The following is a 16,546-nucleotide window of genomic DNA, read 5'->3' as shown; positions in this document are numbered from 1 at the left end:
CATAAGGAACTTGTCGATGCACAGCATCAGTCGTTTTTTTGCATTTATTCTGTTTGTTCCGGCGATGGTCGCTCTGGCTGCATGCGAGGACACAAAGACCGAGGGTCCAACGGGTGATGAAATCACTACGGCCGTGATCGAACGTTTCCGTGATGATCCTTATGCCAAAGTTGGTCATGTTGAAAATGTTACAAAGACCAACAGCATCAAAGAAGCCGACGATGAAACGACAGTTATGGTGCGTTACGAATTGGTGTTTGATCGCTCGGTCGCGGATTTTGCCGAAGACGTCACGGAAAAAGGCAAGGCCGCCGGGGACCTTGATACGGTTGGTGACACTGTCAGCGAAGCAATTGATCTGGTGAAGACCAAGATGCTGGCCTTGAAGGAAGGCGAGTTCAAGGCGGGTGACAGGCGCATTGTCGAAAGCGAGATCCGGCTGGTCAAATCCGAGAAAGGCTGGATTTACCGGCCATAGAATCTGGCGATATCCATTTACGGAAATAAGAAAAGGAACCGCGTGAAAACGGTCCCTTTTTTATGCACGATTGGTGCGATCAATCTTCAAGAAGTGCCAGAACACTTGGCGGCGGCGGTATATCGCCAGACGCGAAACCGATCCCGTCGAATGTTTCAAGACCGTTCACGCGCATAATGGCGTGAAGCGAGTCGACATATTCTTCACCACGTTCGGAATATTTGGTTAGTGTATCGGCCAGATCCCAACCAAGCACGACTTCGCCGCCTTCACGCAATTTGGCACGTTCAGCGCGCAGTTCGGCATATGCCGGGTGCGAGTTGATGTTGCGTGCATAGGCACGAACACTGTCGATCAGGCTGTTAAACGATTTGATGACGTGGGTTTTGCCTTCGGCACGATCTTCTGGGACGATGCCGTCTTCATCCCAGGCCCACTGGCCAAACAGGGCATTCCCCTTGCGCACGAAGCGCGACGTGCCCCAGCCGCTTTCCTCAGCGGACTGAGCAAGCATCAGAGATGGCGGAATGATATCGATGCGTTCAAGCAGTGCGGTGACACCGCCATCCGTCACGCGATAGCGCTTCATCATCTGATCGACCCATTCTTTTTCAGCCGCACTGATCGGGTCGCCGGAATATTTCTTGCTCTGAATAGCCATCAGGCGATCACGTCGTGCCGTGATTTCCTCGTTCACACGCAATGCCAGCGGCAGCATGATTCGAATGAAAATCTGTTTGCGCTCGTCTGCGGATGCCAGATCGCGCATGCCTTTGGGAACGCGTTTGATATAGACGCGTGGAATTTCCTGCACACCCGACAGGCTATAGCCGATGCTTTGATAATACTGGTTAAGCGCGATCACTTCTGGATCGCGACGGTAGAGCGGTTTGACGTTCTTTTTTTCCGGCGCAACGGTAACTGCTGCAACTTCGTCAAAGCTCATACCTTTGGGTGACGGGGTGATATCCCATCCGCCAAAAATACCAAAATACAGTAAACCTACCGCTCCAAACACTGAAGCAAGCGCAATTTTACGGTAACTGCCTTCTTTTGCGCTATTCATGTTGTTTCTCCAGGATCAGTAAAACTGTCGGTTCATGCGAGCCGTTATCTATGCCTGCGTGTCACGCGGATCGCAACCTGCAATATCGAAAAGGTTAATTTTTCCTTAACCGCGTTTGCGTTCGCGCGAGCAATGACAACGCCCGGCACCGTGATTTGTGCGCGCCGGGCGGAAAAAATTTTGCGAATCGGGAAATCAGTCAGCCATGACCGGTTCTACGGCCTGAACTTCCGGCACGTAATAACGCAGCATGTTTTCGATGCCCATTTTAAGGGTCGCCGTGCTGCTCGGGCAGCCGGAGCATGCGCCGTGCATTTCAAGGAAGACAACGCCGTCTTCGAATTTGTGGAAGACGATATCGCCGCCATCCTGCGCGACGGCCGGCCGGACACGGGTATCAAGCAGTTCCTTGATCTGGCTGACCAGTTCATCATCTCCATCTGATGCGGTGCTGGCACCGGTGGCGGCACCGGAATTCTGATCAAGAACCGGCTGTCCGGAGGTGTAATGCTCCATGATACCGCCAAGGATTTGCGGTTTCAGTGTCTGCCAGTCCTTGGCATCGTCCTTGGTGATGGTGATGAAGTCACCGCCCAGAAACACCCCGGTGATGCCTTCAACTTCAAACAGCTTGCGGGCAAGCGGTGATTTTATATCTGTATCGGTTGCCGTGAAGTTGGCGGTGCCTTGACGGCCCATAACATCTTCGCCGGGCAGGAATTTTAGTGTTGCCGGGTTCGGAGTCGGCTCGGTTTGAATGAACATGTCGGCTTGTCCTCTCACTCTGGGGGCCGGGGCAAATCTTGCCCGCACGGCGTTCCCGATTTCATCTGGTTAGGCCCTAAATGGGGCAAAAACAGGAAAAGATCAAGTCTGAGCGCGCAACTCAGGTATTCGTGATCTGACACCCGGTGCGGGGAACCTGTCTTATCGCTGCAGGATAGAGCTGATTTCGCGCATCTGGGTACGGGCGCGCAGCAGATAAAAACCAAGCCCGGCCAAGTGGTTTGGGAAAACAATGCCATCGGCCGAACCGTTGACCACAACCAGTGGATCAAGAGCTGCTGCTGCCTGCAACGAGCCGATCATTTCCGCCCAGGCTGGTGCTACCTGACGTTCATTGATGACCTGTTCGAAATCGGTGCCAAGGTCACGCAGGATCAGGCTATAGGCATAAAGACGGCCCTTGGTGGCATAAAAGACATCATCAGAAGTGCGATCAAACAGGGATGGGTCTTCGACCTTGTCATCAATCAGTGCGGATGCTGATCCAAGATCATTGGCGAAACGGTTCAGCGTTTCCTGCAGATTGTCAGCACGGCGTTCAAACACGGCCTTGCCATCCGCAAGGCGCTGATTATAACGGTTAAGCGCTGCAATAGCCTGCCGGTATTGCTGTTCGGAGGTTACACCGGGCAAAAGTGACACGCTGGGATCAAAGACCCATTTGTCACCTCTGAATTTCAGGAGGCCTGCTGCATCATCCAGATCGGGGTCAACCTGGCTTGATCCACGTGTTCGACCGATCTGATCGGACAGTTCAATCGCAAACCGTGACAGGGCATACACAATACCAGTCTGGAAGTTCGGCATATTATCCAATGCAGCACTTGGCAGGAAGAAGGGATCGTTCGCCGTCCATCGGTTCTGATTGATTTCGCGATCTATCAATGCGGATGCGGTGCTTACCGAATGGCTGCCGCCCTGATAATTACCGGTGAAATCGGGATTGTCGTCGATCTTGTGCACCAGTGCCATGCCGACCGGATAATAGATGACAGCGACCAACACAATAACGGTAAGGCTGCCCACCCAAAACTTGCGAGAGCTGAAAACACGCCTGATGCGTGCTCCGAAACCGGAAATACCGTTCTTTTTGTATAGATAATCGTCTTCAATCATGATCCGTCCCGGTCAATGGCATGCAGCATGAAACTAGGGTGTCATTGCCACAACGGCAAGTCCATGATTTTACATATCAATCCGAATATAGCTTTCAGTCGTGCACATTGACAAAACGGTTTCGAGATCTTTTTCGCCAAGCGCAACGCAGCCTTCGGTGCCGGTATAATCCGGGCGGGCAATATGCATGAAAATCGCCGACCCTTTTCCCGGGACGGTAGGATCATCGTTGTGACCAAGTACGACGATGAGGTTGTAAAGCCCGTCGTCGCGAAACAGTTTCTCATGGCTGGCATCAAACGGAAGCCGCACGGGGCGATTATAGTCCGGATGGGTAGGATCGTCGCACCAGCCATCAGAAAAGGAAATAGTGGTGACTGGAAGGTCTGTATGGGGGCTTGCGCGGCGATCAGAGCGATACATAACATAACGCAGTCGCCAGGTTCCAGCCGGCGTTTTACCGTCACCTTCGGTCTTGGCATCGGCAGAGACCACGCCGTTTTTGCCAATTGCACAGCGGAATTCCCGGTCCTCAAAGCGCAGCAATCCATCTGTCGAGACAATCATTTCTACCGGATCGGACGGCGTAATGGTTTGCAGGTTGCTTTGCATTGGTCTGAAACTCTGAATTCCGGTTGTCTAAAGTGCTGTCGCCAAAGCGTTTTGCAGAAAATTTCTTGAAGATGTTGAGAAACAACAAAGGTGAATTTGTGGCAATGCCGTATCAGCTACAATGATTGCACGCAAAGTTGATACGGGAATGCAGACTGTCAGGTTTAGCAGGTAACCAAAAATACCTTTGGAAAGGGGCGGAAGGCTTAATGCCTGCGTCAGGCGTGCTTCGCCTGCATGGAACAAATCCTTTGTCCAATAGTCCCGAGCGAATTGAGATTATGTATGTTTTTTGGTGTCATGTTCAAATGGCAACGCCCCGCACCGGAATCCGGGCGGGGCGTTAGAAAGCCATCGCACATAAATCGGCTTATTTGCCGAGACGGGCTACACCTTCTTCGATCAGTTTGGCGGCCTTCTCGGCGCCGTCCCAACCGGTGACTTTTACCCATTTGCCTTTTTCGAGGTCTTTGTAACGCTCGAAGAAATGCTGGATCTGATCGCGCAGAATCTGTGGAAGATCTTCGTGGGATTTGATATCGGTATAGTACGGATCGATCTTGTCGTGCGGCACGCAGATCAGTTTCTCATCCTGTCCGGCCTCGTCTTCCATCATCAGAACACCGACCGGACGGGCGCGAATGACCGAGCCAGCAACAACCGGTTCACGGAACATGACCATGGCATCGACGGGATCACCATCCAGGCCAAGGGTGCTCGGGATGAAACCGTAATTTACCGGATAATACATCGAGGTATGGAGGAAGCGGTCAACGAAGACAGCACCGGAGTCTTTGTCGACTTCATACTTGATCGGTCCGCCCTGCGGGATTTCGATGACGACGTTAACGTCCCAGGGAACATCTTTGCCAACGGCAATCTTGCTGAGATCCATATGGGGAAAATCCCTTTCGCTTTTTGATAAGGCTGTACCCCGTTGCCGGGGCTGTCACAACGCACAGACACTCGAAATCTATCGAGGATGCAAAAATCAGGTGGTCCTTTTATCTTGAAATTGGCGTTGTTCCAAGCCCCGCAGATAACTGGACTATTTTATGCTGAAGCGGCGATTGGAATGAGTTCACTCTGTCTCGGTTGGAAGCGGCTCGGGTCTGCTTCTAGCTCTTTAAAATACATACCGTTATTTGATTTGTTGGCGTGACGTTGCCCTATGGAGCGTCCGTGATACAGATGCAGAACAGGTGAGCAGTATTCGACGCTTTTGCGTTTCACGCCAGATCGGATCATGCGCAGCACGAAATCGGAATCTTCGAGACCATGTCCCTCATAGGCTTCGTCAAAACCGCCGATTGCCAGAATGTCATTTCGAAAGGCGGCAATATTGCACCCTTGTGCCTTTTTCCAGCATTTCTGATGCGCCCAAAGGCTTTTCTTGTTTTGCGGGAGAGGGGCAAACTGGAAGGGGCGATTGCATTGTCCCAACAAACCGAGCATGAACAAAAACGCGCGGGGCCATTTGTGAAATGAAATACGCTTTTTCATAGCGAATTCAGTGAAGCGTCGTTTGAGAAAAACGCGCTTGCCGGTCACGAAGCAGCCTGATTCGGCCACTTTTCGGTGGTTTGAGACAAAATCAGGAAGAAGACAACAGTCACCATCGGTGAAAACAACAATATCGCCCTCTGCGAGTTTGATTGCGCCATTGCGGACACGTGACAGGCGATAGCCCATATCTTCTTGCCAGAAATGTTTGATCGGCACGGGTGATTTTTTCTGCATGCGGATAATGGTATTTGCCGTCTCCGGGCCGGACCCGTCATCTGCGACGATCACCTCGAAGTTCCTGTCTTTCTGGTCGATTAACGACTGCAAGACCATCTCAAGTGCTTCGGGCCAATTATAGGTCGAAACGATCACAGAAACCTTATGCACGTAATTTCCCCCAATTACAGAACGCATTCAACCAGTATCCCCTCTGGTCCATAATGCATGGAGCCGATTTCCGCTCCGTCTCGTCAATTACAAAAAAGTTCTAGATATTAAAATCGTATATCACATGAACAGGTTACCAATTTGTGTTCATTCAGACTTTCGAGCGTTAGAACAATAATAGGCCCAAGCATGAGCAATCGTTTCACGTGGGTCTGTATATTTCGGCTTCCAGTTTAATAGTGAATTCGCTTTCGCCGGATTGGCAATCAGTTTTACGGGGTCGCCCGGGCGGCGTGCCGCGTCAGATATCGGGAACTCGATACCCGTAACTTCTCTGCAAAGCATCAATATTTCACGTACAGAACAGCCGTTGCCCGTTCCAATATTGACGCAATCAAAAAATGGTTTTGTTTTGCCTGTTATATGCTCAAGTGCCTTGACGTGGGCCGTTGCCAGGTCATCAACGTGAACGTAGTCGCGAATGCAGGTTCCATCCGGCGTGTCATAGTCATTGCCGAATATTTTTAAACCGTCTCTTCGCCCTGCCGCCGCCAATAGCGCAAGCGGAATAAGATGAGTTTCAGGATCATGTCTTTCACCGGTTCGCCTTGAAGGGTCCGCACCCGCGGCATTAAAATAACGCAGAGCAATGGAACGAAAACCATATAACGCGCAATAATCCGCGATCATTGTTTCAACCATCGCCTTTGAGCGGCCGTAGGGATTTTCAGGCTGAGCCGGTAAAGTCTCGTCAAGCATGTCGAGATTGGTGTTACCGTATATGGCGGCAGTTGATGAGAAAACGATCTGCCGACACTCATGATGACGCATCGCTTCAAGCAGATTAAATGAGCCGGTTGTATTCACCTCGTAAAAGCTGGCTGGTTCCTGCATCGAAAGACCTGCCTCAATCAGGGCAGCCATATGAATGACGGCAGCTGGTTGGAATTTTTTAAAGGTATCGTCAAGAGCGGTGCGATTACGAATATCTGCATGAACAAATGGGATATCACCAGAAATAGCATCACGGTGACCGTTCGACAAATTGTCAAGAACCACCGGCAGATAGCCACTTTCTTGCAATTTCAGGCATATATGAGATCCGATATATCCGGCGCCGCCTGTTACCAGTATTTTTTCCATAGCTTCCGTTATGTTCAATATCCAGCCAATGATTTGGTCGTATTAGAAATACAGATTAGGTGAATTCTGTCTGGCAGATCATTTCTTAAGCATTTTGCCTTTCAGTGACGCCGTATGTGGATTGATCAGTTCGCGGATCCAGTTGGCGGCGGCGATGACAGCCGGGTCTTTTTCACGGGCTGGGCGGATCAGCAGGCGATACCACCAGTGCGATACGAAATCGGGGAAATTAAGCAAGACCAGTTCCCCGCGTTCCACAAAGTTGCGGGCGATCACATCGGTGCTGGCAACAATGCCTTGTCCAGCACGGGCTGCTTCGAGTGCCCAGATATGATGGCTGAAGGTCCAGCAATCATCGAGTGAAAAGGTGGCGCGATCAAACCAGTTGGCAATCTGCGAAAATTGTTCGCTGTCGCTGTCTATCAGCAGGATATCGCGCGATCCAAGTGAGCCGACATCGATATTGCAGGGATCAAGTCCGCGCTTTTCGAGCCATTCAGGTGCAGCAAAGGCATTGTAAATTTCGGGAGTCAGAAGTTCGGTGATCCAGCCATCAAGCCCCGGCAAATCTTTTGGTGCGATCTGAAGGGCGATGTCGATTTCAAGTGGATCAAGATCATCATCAAATTCGATCTTGCGAAACTGAACGGGAATATCGGCAGGCATACGGGCCTGCAGGTCACCAAGCTCGTTTAACAGAACGGTCAGGGCAGGGGTTGCCAATGCGCCTATACGGATCGCCTTGCCCTTGTCGGGTCCGACTTCGCCGGTGATATCGGCAATGCCATCAAGGGCTTCTGTCAGGCGCGGGAGCAGACGGGTTGCCGATTTGGTCAGGCTGAGCCCTCGCCCCTTGCGAACAAACAGGACAACGCCAAGACATTCTTCAAGCTGACGCAATTGATGGCTGATCGCACTTTGGGTGACATGCAATTCTTCCGCCGCCGCCTTCACACTTTGATGGCGGGCGGTGGCTTCAAAAGCGACAAGCGCGCGTAAGGGGGGCAGTTTGCGGCGCATCGAACATTTCCGTGGGACAGGGTTTTTAGAGTTTATTCCTGTGTAACAGGCCTGAATGTGGTTTGGGGCAAAAAATTCTCATCAATGGCTGAAAACTCCTCATTCGCATTTCTCAATTTTTGCGGGCACACTGCTGAATGAAAAGGGTTTCCGGCTGATCGATAGATAGTCTCCTTGCGCCACCCCGCAGCAGTCTCCCCGCTGTCGGAAACCGCCTTTAATTCCAGAGATCAGGATCAAGTGATGACCGGGACGCTTTTGCGCCTCAGCGGCAATTTTCGCGGCGTTTTGTGGATGACGGCGGCGATGGCATCGGGCGTTTTTGTCGATGTCTGTGCCAAGCTGGTATCCCATGATGTGCCGACGGCACAAATTCTCGCGATGCGTGCAGTGACGACGGTGGCTGTGTTCGTGATCATCCTGATGTTTATTGGCACCAGGTCGATCCGGACCAAGCGACCTTATGCGCATCTGGCGCGCGGGGTTCTTTGGTACGGATCGTTGTTTTTTGTGTTCTTTGCCCTTCGCCAGATGAGTATTGCCGAGGTAAATGCCTATCTGTTCATCGAGGCCTTGCTGACCGTGATGCTTGCCGTTGTGATTCTTGGCGAGCAGTTGACGGCACGTAAAGCGATCGCAACCCTTCTTGGACTTGTTGGCGTTTGGGTGATGTGCGTTCCCAAAATGGACGGATTTGGCGTTCCATTGGGGGTTGCCGCAGCCCTGATCGGGGCGTTCTGTTTTTCCGCGCAAACGCTTTATGCCAAGGTTCTGACCCGGACCGAGACGAATTTCTCCATGCTGTTCTGGCCCCAGATTGTCGCCATCGTGATCTGGGTGCCGGTTGCCGTCATCATGTGGCAACCGGCGGCCTTGTCTGACTGGCTTTATTCTGCGGGTGCAGGTTTCTTTGCCATGCTGACCAACTACATGGTTCTGCGGGCTGTTCGGGTTGCGGATGCCAGTGTCATTTCGCCTGCAGCCTATACGGCCTTGCCGTTTTCTGTGGCAATGGATCTGATCTTCTTTGACATGCTTCCGGTGCCGGTGATTTTTTTCGGGGCGGCGATTGTCGTGCTGGCGGTTGCCTTGCTGGATTACAGAGGCGGGGTAGAACCGGTTTCGGTTGCGCCTGCCGAAGATGATGAAAGCGATGGAAATCGCAAGGCCGCAATGGCGAAAGTTTAGCCTTTCTTCGGAAAACCTGTTTATCCGTTATGAACTGTCGTCGTGTTGCTTGCGGGAATCATCGGGTGTTTCAGCCCGTTCATGCATCCCATAATCACGCATGACATGGGCGACCCGCAGACGATAATCGTCGAAAATCCGGTTACGGCCTTTGTGCTGTGCAATGCGGTGTTCGCCGACATTGCGCCATGCCATGACGGCTTCTTCATCGCGCCAGAACGAAAGAGACAGAATCTTGCCCGGTTCGTTAAGGCTTTCGAACCGTTCGATGGAAATGAAGCCGTCGATTGTTTCAAGTACCGGCCGGAGGTCTTTTGCGATCGAGAAATATTCGTTGCGATGTTGCGGGTGAGGCAGGACTTCGAAAATGACGGCAATCATGGCTTGACCAGCTCCGCATGCGGGGTAGAGGCAATTTTGAAAAACTGGCGTTCTTCGCGCAGGATGAATTTTTCACGTTGGGCGAACTGATAGTTTTCACGCCCCAGCGGGTCTTGTGATAGGCGGGCGCGATAGGCTTCATATGCTGCCAGATCCGGCAAATGATAAACTGCGTAAGCGGTCGATATTGTTCCTTCATGAGGCGCGAAATAGCCGACCAGATCAGCACCGCATCGTGGAATTGCTTCGCCCCAGTTACGGGCATATTCCACAAAAGCATTCTTCTTATAAGGGTCGATTTCATAGCGAATGAAACACGTGATCATTGACTTTATGCTCCTTTTGGCGTGGCGTTCCATTTTTCCGGTTGGAACGGGTTCGGGATAGATATCTGATTGTCTTGGATTAATGCTTCGATTAACATCGAACTATGAAAGAAGGACCCGATATTGCCCGCGTGGCTGCATTGCTTGGCGATCCGGCACGCTCAAACATGCTGACTGCTCTGATGAGTGGCCGCGCGCTGACCGCTGCCGAGCTGGCACAGGAGGCCGGTGTGACGCCGCAAACGGCGAGTTCACATCTGGCAAAGCTGGAGGCTGGTCAGATCGTTATCCCGCGAAAGCAGGGGCGGCATCGTTATTTTACGCTTTCGGGCCCCGATATTGTCGAGGCATTGGAAGTCCTGATGGGGATTGCCAGTCGGGTCGGACATAATCGGGTCCGAACCGGGCCGAGGGACCCGGCATTGCGCAAGGCACGTGTTTGCTACGATCATTTGGCCGGGGAAATGGGGGTTGCCCTGTTTTCGGGGCTTGAGGCCCGCAAACTGATTTCGACAGATCATAATGGCGTGGCTTTGACAGATGCCGGTACAGATTTCGCCGAGGCGTTTGGGATTAATCTGAATGAACTGCGCACCAGCCGCAGGCCGCTTTGCCGGGAATGCCTGGATTGGAGCGCCCGACAATCTCATTTGGCAGGGTCGTTTGGTGCTGCGTTACTGGACCGGTTTTATGATCTGGGCTGGGCACATCGAAATATGGAGTCGCGTGTGGTGATTTTCAGCCCCGAAGGCGAACGCAACTTCAAGGCGCTGTGCGATAGTTAATAGTTGTCAGACTTGATCCATCAATAGGCTGTCGACCAGTGCCGGCCGGAACCAATTCAGTCGCCAGGCCATATGAACTGTGATCAAACAAGGACGCCCCGGAACCCGGTTCCAGGTTGATCTCGACCGTTTCAGCACCAGCTTCTTCACTGGCGATTTGGACGAACCCTGCAGCCGGATAAACGTTCCCTGATGTGCCGATGGAAATGAATAGGCCACATTTGGCAAGAGCAGCATAAATGCGTTCCATTTCAAGCGGCATTTCCCCGAACCAGACAACGTGTGGGCGTAGGTCGCCGGTTTTGGTGCAGGAGGTGCAGGGAGTGTCTCGTCCCAGTGGGGCGGACCAGACCGTCAGAAGCTCGCAATGATTGCAGCGGATTTTCAGCAATTCGCCATGCATATGGATAAGGTTTTTTGATCCGGCGCGGTCATGGAGATCGTCGATATTCTGGGTTACCAGCAGAACGTCGTTTGGCCACCTGGTTTCGAGCCGGGCAAGGGCAAGATGCGCCTTGTTTGGCTGTATTGCAGGGTCAAACAGCCCTGCGCGTCTGTCATTGTAAAAGTGATGTACAAGATCGGGATTGTTGATGAATGCCTCAGGCGTTGCGACTTCGGAAATGTCATATTTTGCCCAGATCCCATCCGGGTCGCGGAAGGTATGCAGGCCGCTTTCCTTCGAAATACCGGCCCCGGTCAAGATAACAATCGTTGCGGCTTCATCGCGCAGAATATTGATAATGTCAGGACGAAGCGGCATGGTGTGTTCCGATGTCATTGTTGCAACCAGGCCAGATTAGACCCGAAATGGACAAAATAAAACGGCCCGCCGTGAAAATGGCAGGGCCGTTTAAATATTTGATCTTTTAAAACCGGTTTGCGGATTCCCGACCGGCAATCAGCCAGCGCTATCAGGCAGAGGTGTCAACATTGCTGCCAGGTTCGTCGTTTTTTGCGGCTTCCTGACCGGCGGGGTTTTTGGTGACCCCGACCATTGCCGGGCGCAAAAGGCGACCTTTGAGCACGTAACCGGCCTGCATTACCTGAGCGACATGGCCGTCTGGATAAGCAGGATTTGGCATTTCAAACACGGCTTGATGATGATTGGGGTCAAGTTTTTCCCCAAGCGGTTCAAGCTTTTCAACGCCGTTCTTTTCCAGCGCCTTAAGAAGCGTCTGTTCGGTCATTTCAACGCCTTCAACCAGCTTTTTCATCGTCGGGTCGGCATTGGACGTGTCGCCAGCAGCCTCAAGGGCGCGTCGGAGGTTGTCACCCACATCAAGCAGTTCGCGGGCAAATTTGGTAATCGCATAGTTCCCGGCGTCTTCGACGTCTTTCTTCGCGCGACGACGCGTGTTTTCCACCTCGGCGGCGGCGCGCAATAGGCGGTCTTTCAACTCAGCAACTTCTTCTTCAAGTGCTGCAACCGGATCTGTGGTGGCTTCGCCACCTTCGGCTTCGGTTGCTTCTGAGACGACATCCTCTGCGGCAGTTTCTTCTGCCGACGCGGCATCATGCAGATCGTCCTGGTTGTTCTTTGCGGTTTCCGACATGGCTAACCTGTACCTTACAATTTGTGTGGCCTGACATGCAGCACCAACGTTTATCCAATCAGTCGCCCGACCAGCTTGGCGGTGTAATCGACCAGCGGAATGATCCGGGCATAATTGATCCGGGTCGGTCCGACAACCCCGATTGCGCCCACAATGCTGCCTTCGGCATTCTGATAGGGCGAAATCACCATCGAAAGCCCCGATCCGCCGAACAATTTGTTCTCGGACCCGATGAAAATCTGCACACCTTGGGCAATCGTGGTGACATCAAGCAATTCAATCATCTGATCGCGTGCTTCGAGCACGTTGAACAGCCTTCTTACGGTTTCGAGCTGTTCGATCGTGTCGATATTTTCAAGCAATTGCGACTGACCCTTTACGATCAGGGACGAACCCTTGACCCCGCCGGCCCATGTCGCAATTCCTGCATCAATCAGTCCAGCCGACAATTCGTCGAGTTCCTGTTTGATGCGGTCGCGTTCCAAACTCATCAATTGCCTGGCGTCATCAAGTGTCTTTCCGGCCAACCGGGTATTTAGATAGTTCGACGCTTCTGTCAATGCCGAGGTCGGCAAATCGGGCGGAACATCAAGGATACGGTTTTCAACATTACCGGTCTGCGAAACCAGAACCGCAAGGACCTTGCCCGGCGAAAGTGCAACAAATTCAATCTGTTTTAAACGGATGCCATCGGTTTTCGGTGCAACCACAAGCCCGGCACAGCGTGACAGCCCCGAAAGCATACTTGTGGCCTCGCCCAGCATCTGATCAAGGGAATATCCGGCCTGCTCGCAATTTTTGGTCAATTGATCGCGCTCGGCATTTGGCAGATCACCGACTTCCATCAGGGCATTGACGAAAAGACGCAAGCCTTTCTCGCTTGGCAATCGACCGGCCGAAATATGGGGTGCAACCAGAAGCCCCATTTCCTCAAGATCGGACATGACATTGCGGATGGTCGCCGCCGAGAGGTTTTCTGACATGCGGCGTGAGATGGATCGTGATCCGATCGGTTCGCCGGTTTCGACATAGGCATCTACGATCTGGCGAAAGACCTCGCGGGATCGCGCGTTCATGTCGCCCAGCAATGTGTCGTCAAACAGCGCCATGTTAAACCTGTCAAAACCAAATGTGTTGTGTGGAATTTAGTGAGGTGGCGGGCAGGCGTCAATGAAGCTGGCAGATTGGTGATAGCCGGAGGACGGGCAAACGATGGTATCAATCAGGAAGTTAGTTCTGCCAAATCTTTGAATTCGTCGCGAATCGAGTGCCATTTACGGTTTTTGCGCGCGGATCTGAGTCATGGTGTTGCCGGGATTTTACCGTTATTTTCGGGGAAATTGCTGGACCTTTGATACGATGCTCAGTAGCTTTGGCCGCAATTTCAGCCATCGTTGATCAGCCATGCAGGTTGATCCGACCCAGAACAAAGAGGTTCAGACCCCATGCGTCCATCCGGCCGTAATTTCGATCAGCTTCGCGACGTTTCCATTGAGACAGGTGTTTCCAAATATGCAGAGGGCTCCTGCCTGATTAAATTTGGCGATACCCATGTGATTTGTACCGCGACGGTCGAGGACAAGGTGCCAGGCTGGATGCGTAATTCAGGCAAGGGTTGGATCACTGCAGAATATGGCATGCTGCCGCGTGCAACCGACAGCCGCATGCAGCGCGAAGCCGCACGCGGTGGCCAGTCGGGCCGGACCCAGGAAATCCAGCGCCTGATCGGGCGTTCGATCCGTGCGGTCGCTGACCTTAAGGGGATGGGTGAAATGCAGATGCGCCTTGATTGCGATGTTATCCAGGCTGATGGCGGAACACGCACCGCATCAATCACGGGTGCCTATGTTGCCGCCCATCTGGCGTTTCAGGGCGTACGCCGTCTTGGCTTGATCAAGGAAATCCCGTTGTCTCAGCCGGTTGCCGCAATTTCGTGCGGTATTTATCAGGGTGAAGCGGTTCTTGATCTTGATTATGCCGAAGACAGCAACGCGGGTGCGGATGCGAACTTTGTTCTGGCGGGTAGTGGCGGCATTGTTGAGGTTCAGGCGACCGCCGAAGATGTGCCGTTTGATCGTTCTGCTTATGACAAAATGTTTGAACTGGCGGAAAAAGGCTGCAGGGAACTGTTTGCCAAACAGCGAGCAGCGATTGGCATCTAAGAATTTATTCGGGCGAGCCGGGATACGGCTCGCCCGATATTGTTTTTGCGGTTTCCACCCGTCTTCGTCTTAACGACCCGAATATCTCTAGGCAGCATCATGGCCCGTCGCTTTACGGAAAAAAAACTCGTTATCGCCAGCCACAACAAAGGCAAGCTCAAGGAGATTGCCGAACTGCTTGATCCGTTCGGGATCGAAGTGGTTTCAGCAGGCGATTTGAATCTTCCCGAACCCGAAGAAACCGAAAACAGTTTTATTGGCAATGCGCAGCTGAAGTCGTTGGCGGCAACAAAGGCCGCCAATCTGCCAGCTCTGTCTGATGATAGCGGCATGGCGGTTTCCGCCCTTGATGGGGCACCGGGCATTTATTCAGCACGATGGGCCGGGCCGGACAAGGATTTTGATATGGCGATGGAAAAGGTCCAGAACGGAATCGGGAACCATCCCGACCGTCGGGCGGCCTTTATCTGTGCCTTGTCTCTGGCTTGGCCAGACGGTCATGTGGAGAATTTTGAAGGTCGTGTTGAAGGTGAAATCGTTTGGCCCAAACGTGGCCGTCACGGTTTCGGCTATGATCCGATTTTCCAGCCAAAAGGTTATGAGCAGACCTTTGGGGAAATGGACCCGGCACAGAAACATGAAATGAGTCATCGCGCGGATGCGTTTCGCCAGCTGGTCAAGGCTTGCTTCGGGTAAGGATTTTGCTGCCTGCATCGAACCTATGCACGCATCGCTGATGTAACTATCGGTGGTGCATGTTACTTTATCCGTCTTTCCCGCAGTCGAAGATCGAGAACCGCGTGTCCCTAGCAACCGCAGAAGATGTCCCTTTTGGCATCTATATCCATTGGCCTTTTTGCCTGTCGAAATGTCCCTATTGCGATTTCAATAGTCATGTTGCTGATAAGGTTGATCATGCGCGCTGGAGGGCAGCATTGCGTGCGGAACTTGCCGCAGGTGCCGCGCGTCATCCCGGCCGCACGGTCGGATCGGTATTCTTTGGTGGAGGGACACCGTCGCTGATGGATCCGGAAACCGCAGGGGCCCTGATCGCCGATATCAAAACCTTCTGGCCGGTAACCGATGACATCGAAATCACGCTTGAAGCCAATCCGGGTACGGTTGAAATCAACCGGTTCTCGTCTTTTGCTGCCAATGGCATCAACCGGGTCTCAGTTGGCATTCAGGCGCTCAATGACCGCGATCTTAAATTTCTGGGGCGGGTGCACAATGCGGCTGAAGCCATGCGTGCTCTTGATGTTGCGGCGAATGTGTTTGACCGGTTTTCGTTCGATCTGATTTATGCCCGGCCCGAACATGATCCGAAAGTCTGGCGTCAGGAGCTGCGCGAAGCACTTGAGATCGCGCGCGGTCATATTTCGCTTTATCAGTTGACGATCGAACCAGGAACGCAGTTCCATACCTTGCATCAGCGCGGTGATCTCGTTGTGCCCGATGAAGACCTTGCGACCGATCTTTATGAAATCACCCAGGAAGAAACCAAAGCCGCCGGTTATGGTTGTTACGAGGTTTCCAACCATGCCCGACCCGGGCAGGAAAGCCGCCATAACCTCGTATACTGGCGCTACGGCGATTATCTTGGCATTGGTCCGGGTGCACATGGCCGCGAAGCTGTTATTCAGCCAGATGGCAGCACGAAACCAATGGCTGTGCGCCGTCATCGTGCGCCGGAAATCTGGCTTGACCGTGTGGAAAAGCAGGGACACGGCACGCAGGAAGAGACCACTTTGGTTGCGGATGAACGCCTTATTGAAATGGTGATGATGGGGCTGCGCCTGAATGAACCGATTCCGGTGGGACGCTTCGAGCGGATTATTGGCAAAACCCCGCGCGAGGCATTGGATTCAGAACGGCTTGAAATCCTGATTGCGTCGGGTGATCTGATTTGCGATCAGGCCGGATTGCGCACGACCGATCAGGGACGGAACCGTTTGAACGGGGTTCTCAGATACTTGTTCGACCATTCGGTGTGATCGCGAATGAGCGTAAAAATCAAGATCTTCCTTATGTCTT

19 protein-coding genes are annotated in these 16,546 nt (G+C 52.6%); 6 read left to right on the top strand and 13 right to left on the bottom strand.

Annotated features, from left to right (window positions below):
• The first annotated feature begins 16 nt into the window (after window positions 1-16).
• The gene (locus tag TH468_RS06440) at window positions 17-478 is read left to right on the top strand and encodes a hypothetical protein (protein ID WP_085642717.1); all 462 of its coding nucleotides are present in this window, start codon (window positions 17-19) and stop codon (window positions 476-478) included.
• Window positions 479-557: 79 nt separating this feature from the next.
• Here TH468_RS06440 and TH468_RS06435 read toward each other — a convergent pair whose 3' ends face one another.
• The 8 genes from TH468_RS06435 to TH468_RS06400 form a co-directional block, all read right to left on the bottom strand.
• Window positions 558-1,544 carry a glucosaminidase domain-containing protein gene (locus TH468_RS06435; RefSeq protein WP_085642716.1) on the bottom strand — a complete coding sequence of 329 codons (987 nt, stop codon included), beginning with the start codon at window positions 1,542-1,544 and terminating at the stop codon, window positions 558-560.
• Window positions 1,545-1,739: 195 nt separating this feature from the next.
• Window positions 1,740-2,309 carry a NifU family protein gene (locus tag TH468_RS06430; protein ID WP_085642715.1) on the bottom strand — a complete coding sequence of 190 codons (570 nt, stop codon included), beginning with the start codon at window positions 2,307-2,309 and terminating at the stop codon, window positions 1,740-1,742.
• A 162-nt stretch (window positions 2,310-2,471) separates the two neighbouring features.
• Window positions 2,472-3,446, bottom strand: coding sequence for a DUF2333 family protein (locus tag TH468_RS06425; RefSeq protein ID WP_085642714.1), 975 nt, complete (start codon window positions 3,444-3,446; stop codon window positions 2,472-2,474).
• A 69-nt stretch (window positions 3,447-3,515) separates the two neighbouring features.
• On the bottom strand, window positions 3,516-4,058 hold the full coding sequence (locus tag TH468_RS06420; RefSeq protein WP_085642713.1) for a L,D-transpeptidase: 543 nt from the start codon (window positions 4,056-4,058) through the stop codon (window positions 3,516-3,518).
• A gap of 370 nt (window positions 4,059-4,428) precedes the next feature.
• On the bottom strand, window positions 4,429-4,953 hold the full coding sequence (gene ppa, locus TH468_RS06415; protein ID WP_085642712.1) for an inorganic diphosphatase: 525 nt from the start codon (window positions 4,951-4,953) through the stop codon (window positions 4,429-4,431).
• A gap of 158 nt (window positions 4,954-5,111) precedes the next feature.
• Window positions 5,112-5,978: a glycosyltransferase family 2 protein gene (locus tag TH468_RS06410; protein WP_246832236.1), complete on the bottom strand. Its 867-nt coding sequence runs from the start codon at window positions 5,976-5,978 to the stop codon at window positions 5,112-5,114.
• Window positions 5,979-6,098: 120 nt separating this feature from the next.
• Window positions 6,099-7,094 (bottom strand): UDP-glucose 4-epimerase GalE, encoded by a 996-nt coding sequence (galE, locus tag TH468_RS06405; RefSeq protein ID WP_085642711.1) that lies wholly within the window; start codon window positions 7,092-7,094, stop codon window positions 6,099-6,101.
• Between the two features lie 78 nt (window positions 7,095-7,172).
• A complete protein-coding gene (locus TH468_RS06400) occupies window positions 7,173-8,114 on the bottom strand; it encodes a LysR family transcriptional regulator (protein WP_063092300.1) in 942 nt (313 codons plus the stop codon).
• A 243-nt stretch (window positions 8,115-8,357) separates the two neighbouring features.
• Here TH468_RS06400 and TH468_RS06395 point away from each other — a divergent pair, with 243 nt between their 5' ends.
• Window positions 8,358-9,302: a DMT family transporter gene (locus TH468_RS06395; RefSeq protein ID WP_085642710.1), complete on the top strand. Its 945-nt coding sequence runs from the start codon at window positions 8,358-8,360 to the stop codon at window positions 9,300-9,302.
• Between the two features lie 27 nt (window positions 9,303-9,329).
• On the opposite strand, the gene TH468_RS06390 is transcribed toward TH468_RS06395, so the two are convergent.
• Together TH468_RS06390 and TH468_RS06385 are read right to left on the bottom strand one after the other, a co-directional pair.
• Window positions 9,330-9,683: an antibiotic biosynthesis monooxygenase gene (locus tag TH468_RS06390; RefSeq protein ID WP_085642709.1), complete on the bottom strand. Its 354-nt coding sequence runs from the start codon at window positions 9,681-9,683 to the stop codon at window positions 9,330-9,332.
• On the bottom strand, window positions 9,680-10,009 hold the full coding sequence (locus TH468_RS06385; RefSeq protein ID WP_007088556.1) for an NIPSNAP family protein: 330 nt from the start codon (window positions 10,007-10,009) through the stop codon (window positions 9,680-9,682). Before TH468_RS06385 ends, TH468_RS06390 begins: the two co-directional genes overlap by 4 nt.
• Window positions 10,010-10,113: 104 nt before the next feature.
• Between TH468_RS06385 and TH468_RS06380 the strand changes: the two genes are divergently transcribed.
• Window positions 10,114-10,794, top strand: a complete 681-nt coding sequence (locus TH468_RS06380; RefSeq protein ID WP_085642708.1) for a helix-turn-helix transcriptional regulator — start codon at window positions 10,114-10,116, stop codon at window positions 10,792-10,794.
• On the opposite strand, the gene TH468_RS06375 is transcribed toward TH468_RS06380, so the two are convergent.
• The 3 genes from TH468_RS06375 to hrcA form a co-directional block, all read right to left on the bottom strand.
• Window positions 10,772-11,557, bottom strand: a complete 786-nt coding sequence (locus TH468_RS06375) for an NAD-dependent deacylase (RefSeq protein WP_085643015.1) — start codon at window positions 11,555-11,557, stop codon at window positions 10,772-10,774. The two genes, TH468_RS06380 and TH468_RS06375, sit on opposite strands and share 23 nt — an antisense overlap.
• Before the next feature lie 151 nt (window positions 11,558-11,708).
• The gene (gene grpE, locus TH468_RS06370; protein WP_085642707.1) at window positions 11,709-12,350 is read right to left on the bottom strand and encodes a nucleotide exchange factor GrpE; all 642 of its coding nucleotides are present in this window, start codon (window positions 12,348-12,350) and stop codon (window positions 11,709-11,711) included.
• 50 nt (window positions 12,351-12,400) lie between these two features.
• Window positions 12,401-13,459: a heat-inducible transcriptional repressor HrcA gene (gene hrcA / locus TH468_RS06365; RefSeq protein WP_085642706.1), complete on the bottom strand. Its 1,059-nt coding sequence runs from the start codon at window positions 13,457-13,459 to the stop codon at window positions 12,401-12,403.
• A 336-nt stretch (window positions 13,460-13,795) separates the two neighbouring features.
• Here hrcA and rph point away from each other — a divergent pair, with 336 nt between their 5' ends.
• The 3 genes from rph (at window position 13,796) to hemW (ending at window position 16,506) form a co-directional block, all read left to right on the top strand.
• Window positions 13,796-14,512, top strand: coding sequence for a ribonuclease PH (rph, locus tag TH468_RS06360; RefSeq protein WP_085642705.1), 717 nt, complete (start codon window positions 13,796-13,798; stop codon window positions 14,510-14,512).
• A gap of 99 nt (window positions 14,513-14,611) precedes the next feature.
• Window positions 14,612-15,208 (top strand): RdgB/HAM1 family non-canonical purine NTP pyrophosphatase, encoded by a 597-nt coding sequence (rdgB, locus tag TH468_RS06355; RefSeq protein WP_085642704.1) that lies wholly within the window; start codon window positions 14,612-14,614, stop codon window positions 15,206-15,208.
• Window positions 15,209-15,267: 59 nt separating this feature from the next.
• Complete coding sequence (gene hemW / locus TH468_RS06350) at window positions 15,268-16,506, top strand: radical SAM family heme chaperone HemW (protein WP_085642703.1); 1,239 nt, start codon at window positions 15,268-15,270, stop codon at window positions 16,504-16,506.
• The last annotated feature ends 40 nt before the right edge of the window (window positions 16,507-16,546 follow it).

Source organism: Thalassospira sp. MCCC 1A03138 (assembly GCF_002115785.1).
In the GTDB taxonomy this organism is placed as follows: Bacteria; Pseudomonadota; Alphaproteobacteria; order Rhodospirillales; family Thalassospiraceae; genus Thalassospira.
Note: the sequence above shows the minus strand (reverse complement) of the source record. Positions and strands in the feature narration are given on the sequence as shown.

Bases quoted from the DNA above. Each gene is read 5' to 3' on its own strand.
- TH468_RS06390 (WP_085642709.1), bottom strand. From the start codon at position 9,683: ATGATTGCCGTCATTTTCGAAGTCCTGCCTCACCCGCAACATCGCAAC.
- hemW (WP_085642703.1), top strand. From the start codon at position 15,268: ATGTTACTTTATCCGTCTTTCCCGCAGTCGAAGATCGAGAACCGCGTG.
- TH468_RS06425 (WP_085642714.1), bottom strand. From the start codon at position 3,446: ATGATTGAAGACGATTATCTATACAAAAAGAACGGTATTTCCGGTTTC.
- TH468_RS06385 (WP_007088556.1), bottom strand. From the start codon at position 10,009: ATGATCACGTGTTTCATTCGCTATGAAATCGACCCTTATAAGAAGAAT.
- TH468_RS06410 (WP_246832236.1), bottom strand. From the start codon at position 5,978: ATGCGTTCTGTAATTGGGGGAAATTACGTGCATAAGGTTTCTGTGATC.
- hrcA (WP_085642706.1), bottom strand. From the start codon at position 13,459: ATGGCGCTGTTTGACGACACATTGCTGGGCGACATGAACGCGCGATCC.
- TH468_RS06440 (WP_085642717.1), top strand. From the start codon at position 17: ATGCACAGCATCAGTCGTTTTTTTGCATTTATTCTGTTTGTTCCGGCG.
- TH468_RS06435 (WP_085642716.1), bottom strand. From the start codon at position 1,544: ATGAATAGCGCAAAAGAAGGCAGTTACCGTAAAATTGCGCTTGCTTCA.
- grpE (WP_085642707.1), bottom strand. From the start codon at position 12,350: ATGTCGGAAACCGCAAAGAACAACCAGGACGATCTGCATGATGCCGCG.
- ppa (WP_085642712.1), bottom strand. From the start codon at position 4,953: ATGGATCTCAGCAAGATTGCCGTTGGCAAAGATGTTCCCTGGGACGTT.
- rph (WP_085642705.1), top strand. From the start codon at position 13,796: ATGCGTCCATCCGGCCGTAATTTCGATCAGCTTCGCGACGTTTCCATT.
- rdgB (WP_085642704.1), top strand. From the start codon at position 14,612: ATGGCCCGTCGCTTTACGGAAAAAAAACTCGTTATCGCCAGCCACAAC.
- TH468_RS06395 (WP_085642710.1), top strand. From the start codon at position 8,358: ATGACCGGGACGCTTTTGCGCCTCAGCGGCAATTTTCGCGGCGTTTTG.
- TH468_RS06430 (WP_085642715.1), bottom strand. From the start codon at position 2,309: ATGTTCATTCAAACCGAGCCGACTCCGAACCCGGCAACACTAAAATTC.
- galE (WP_085642711.1), bottom strand. From the start codon at position 7,094: ATGGAAAAAATACTGGTAACAGGCGGCGCCGGATATATCGGATCTCAT.
- TH468_RS06400 (WP_063092300.1), bottom strand. From the start codon at position 8,114: ATGCGCCGCAAACTGCCCCCCTTACGCGCGCTTGTCGCTTTTGAAGCC.
- TH468_RS06375 (WP_085643015.1), bottom strand. From the start codon at position 11,557: ATGCCGCTTCGTCCTGACATTATCAATATTCTGCGCGATGAAGCCGCA.
- TH468_RS06380 (WP_085642708.1), top strand. From the start codon at position 10,114: ATGAAAGAAGGACCCGATATTGCCCGCGTGGCTGCATTGCTTGGCGAT.
- TH468_RS06420 (WP_085642713.1), bottom strand. From the start codon at position 4,058: ATGCAAAGCAACCTGCAAACCATTACGCCGTCCGATCCGGTAGAAATG.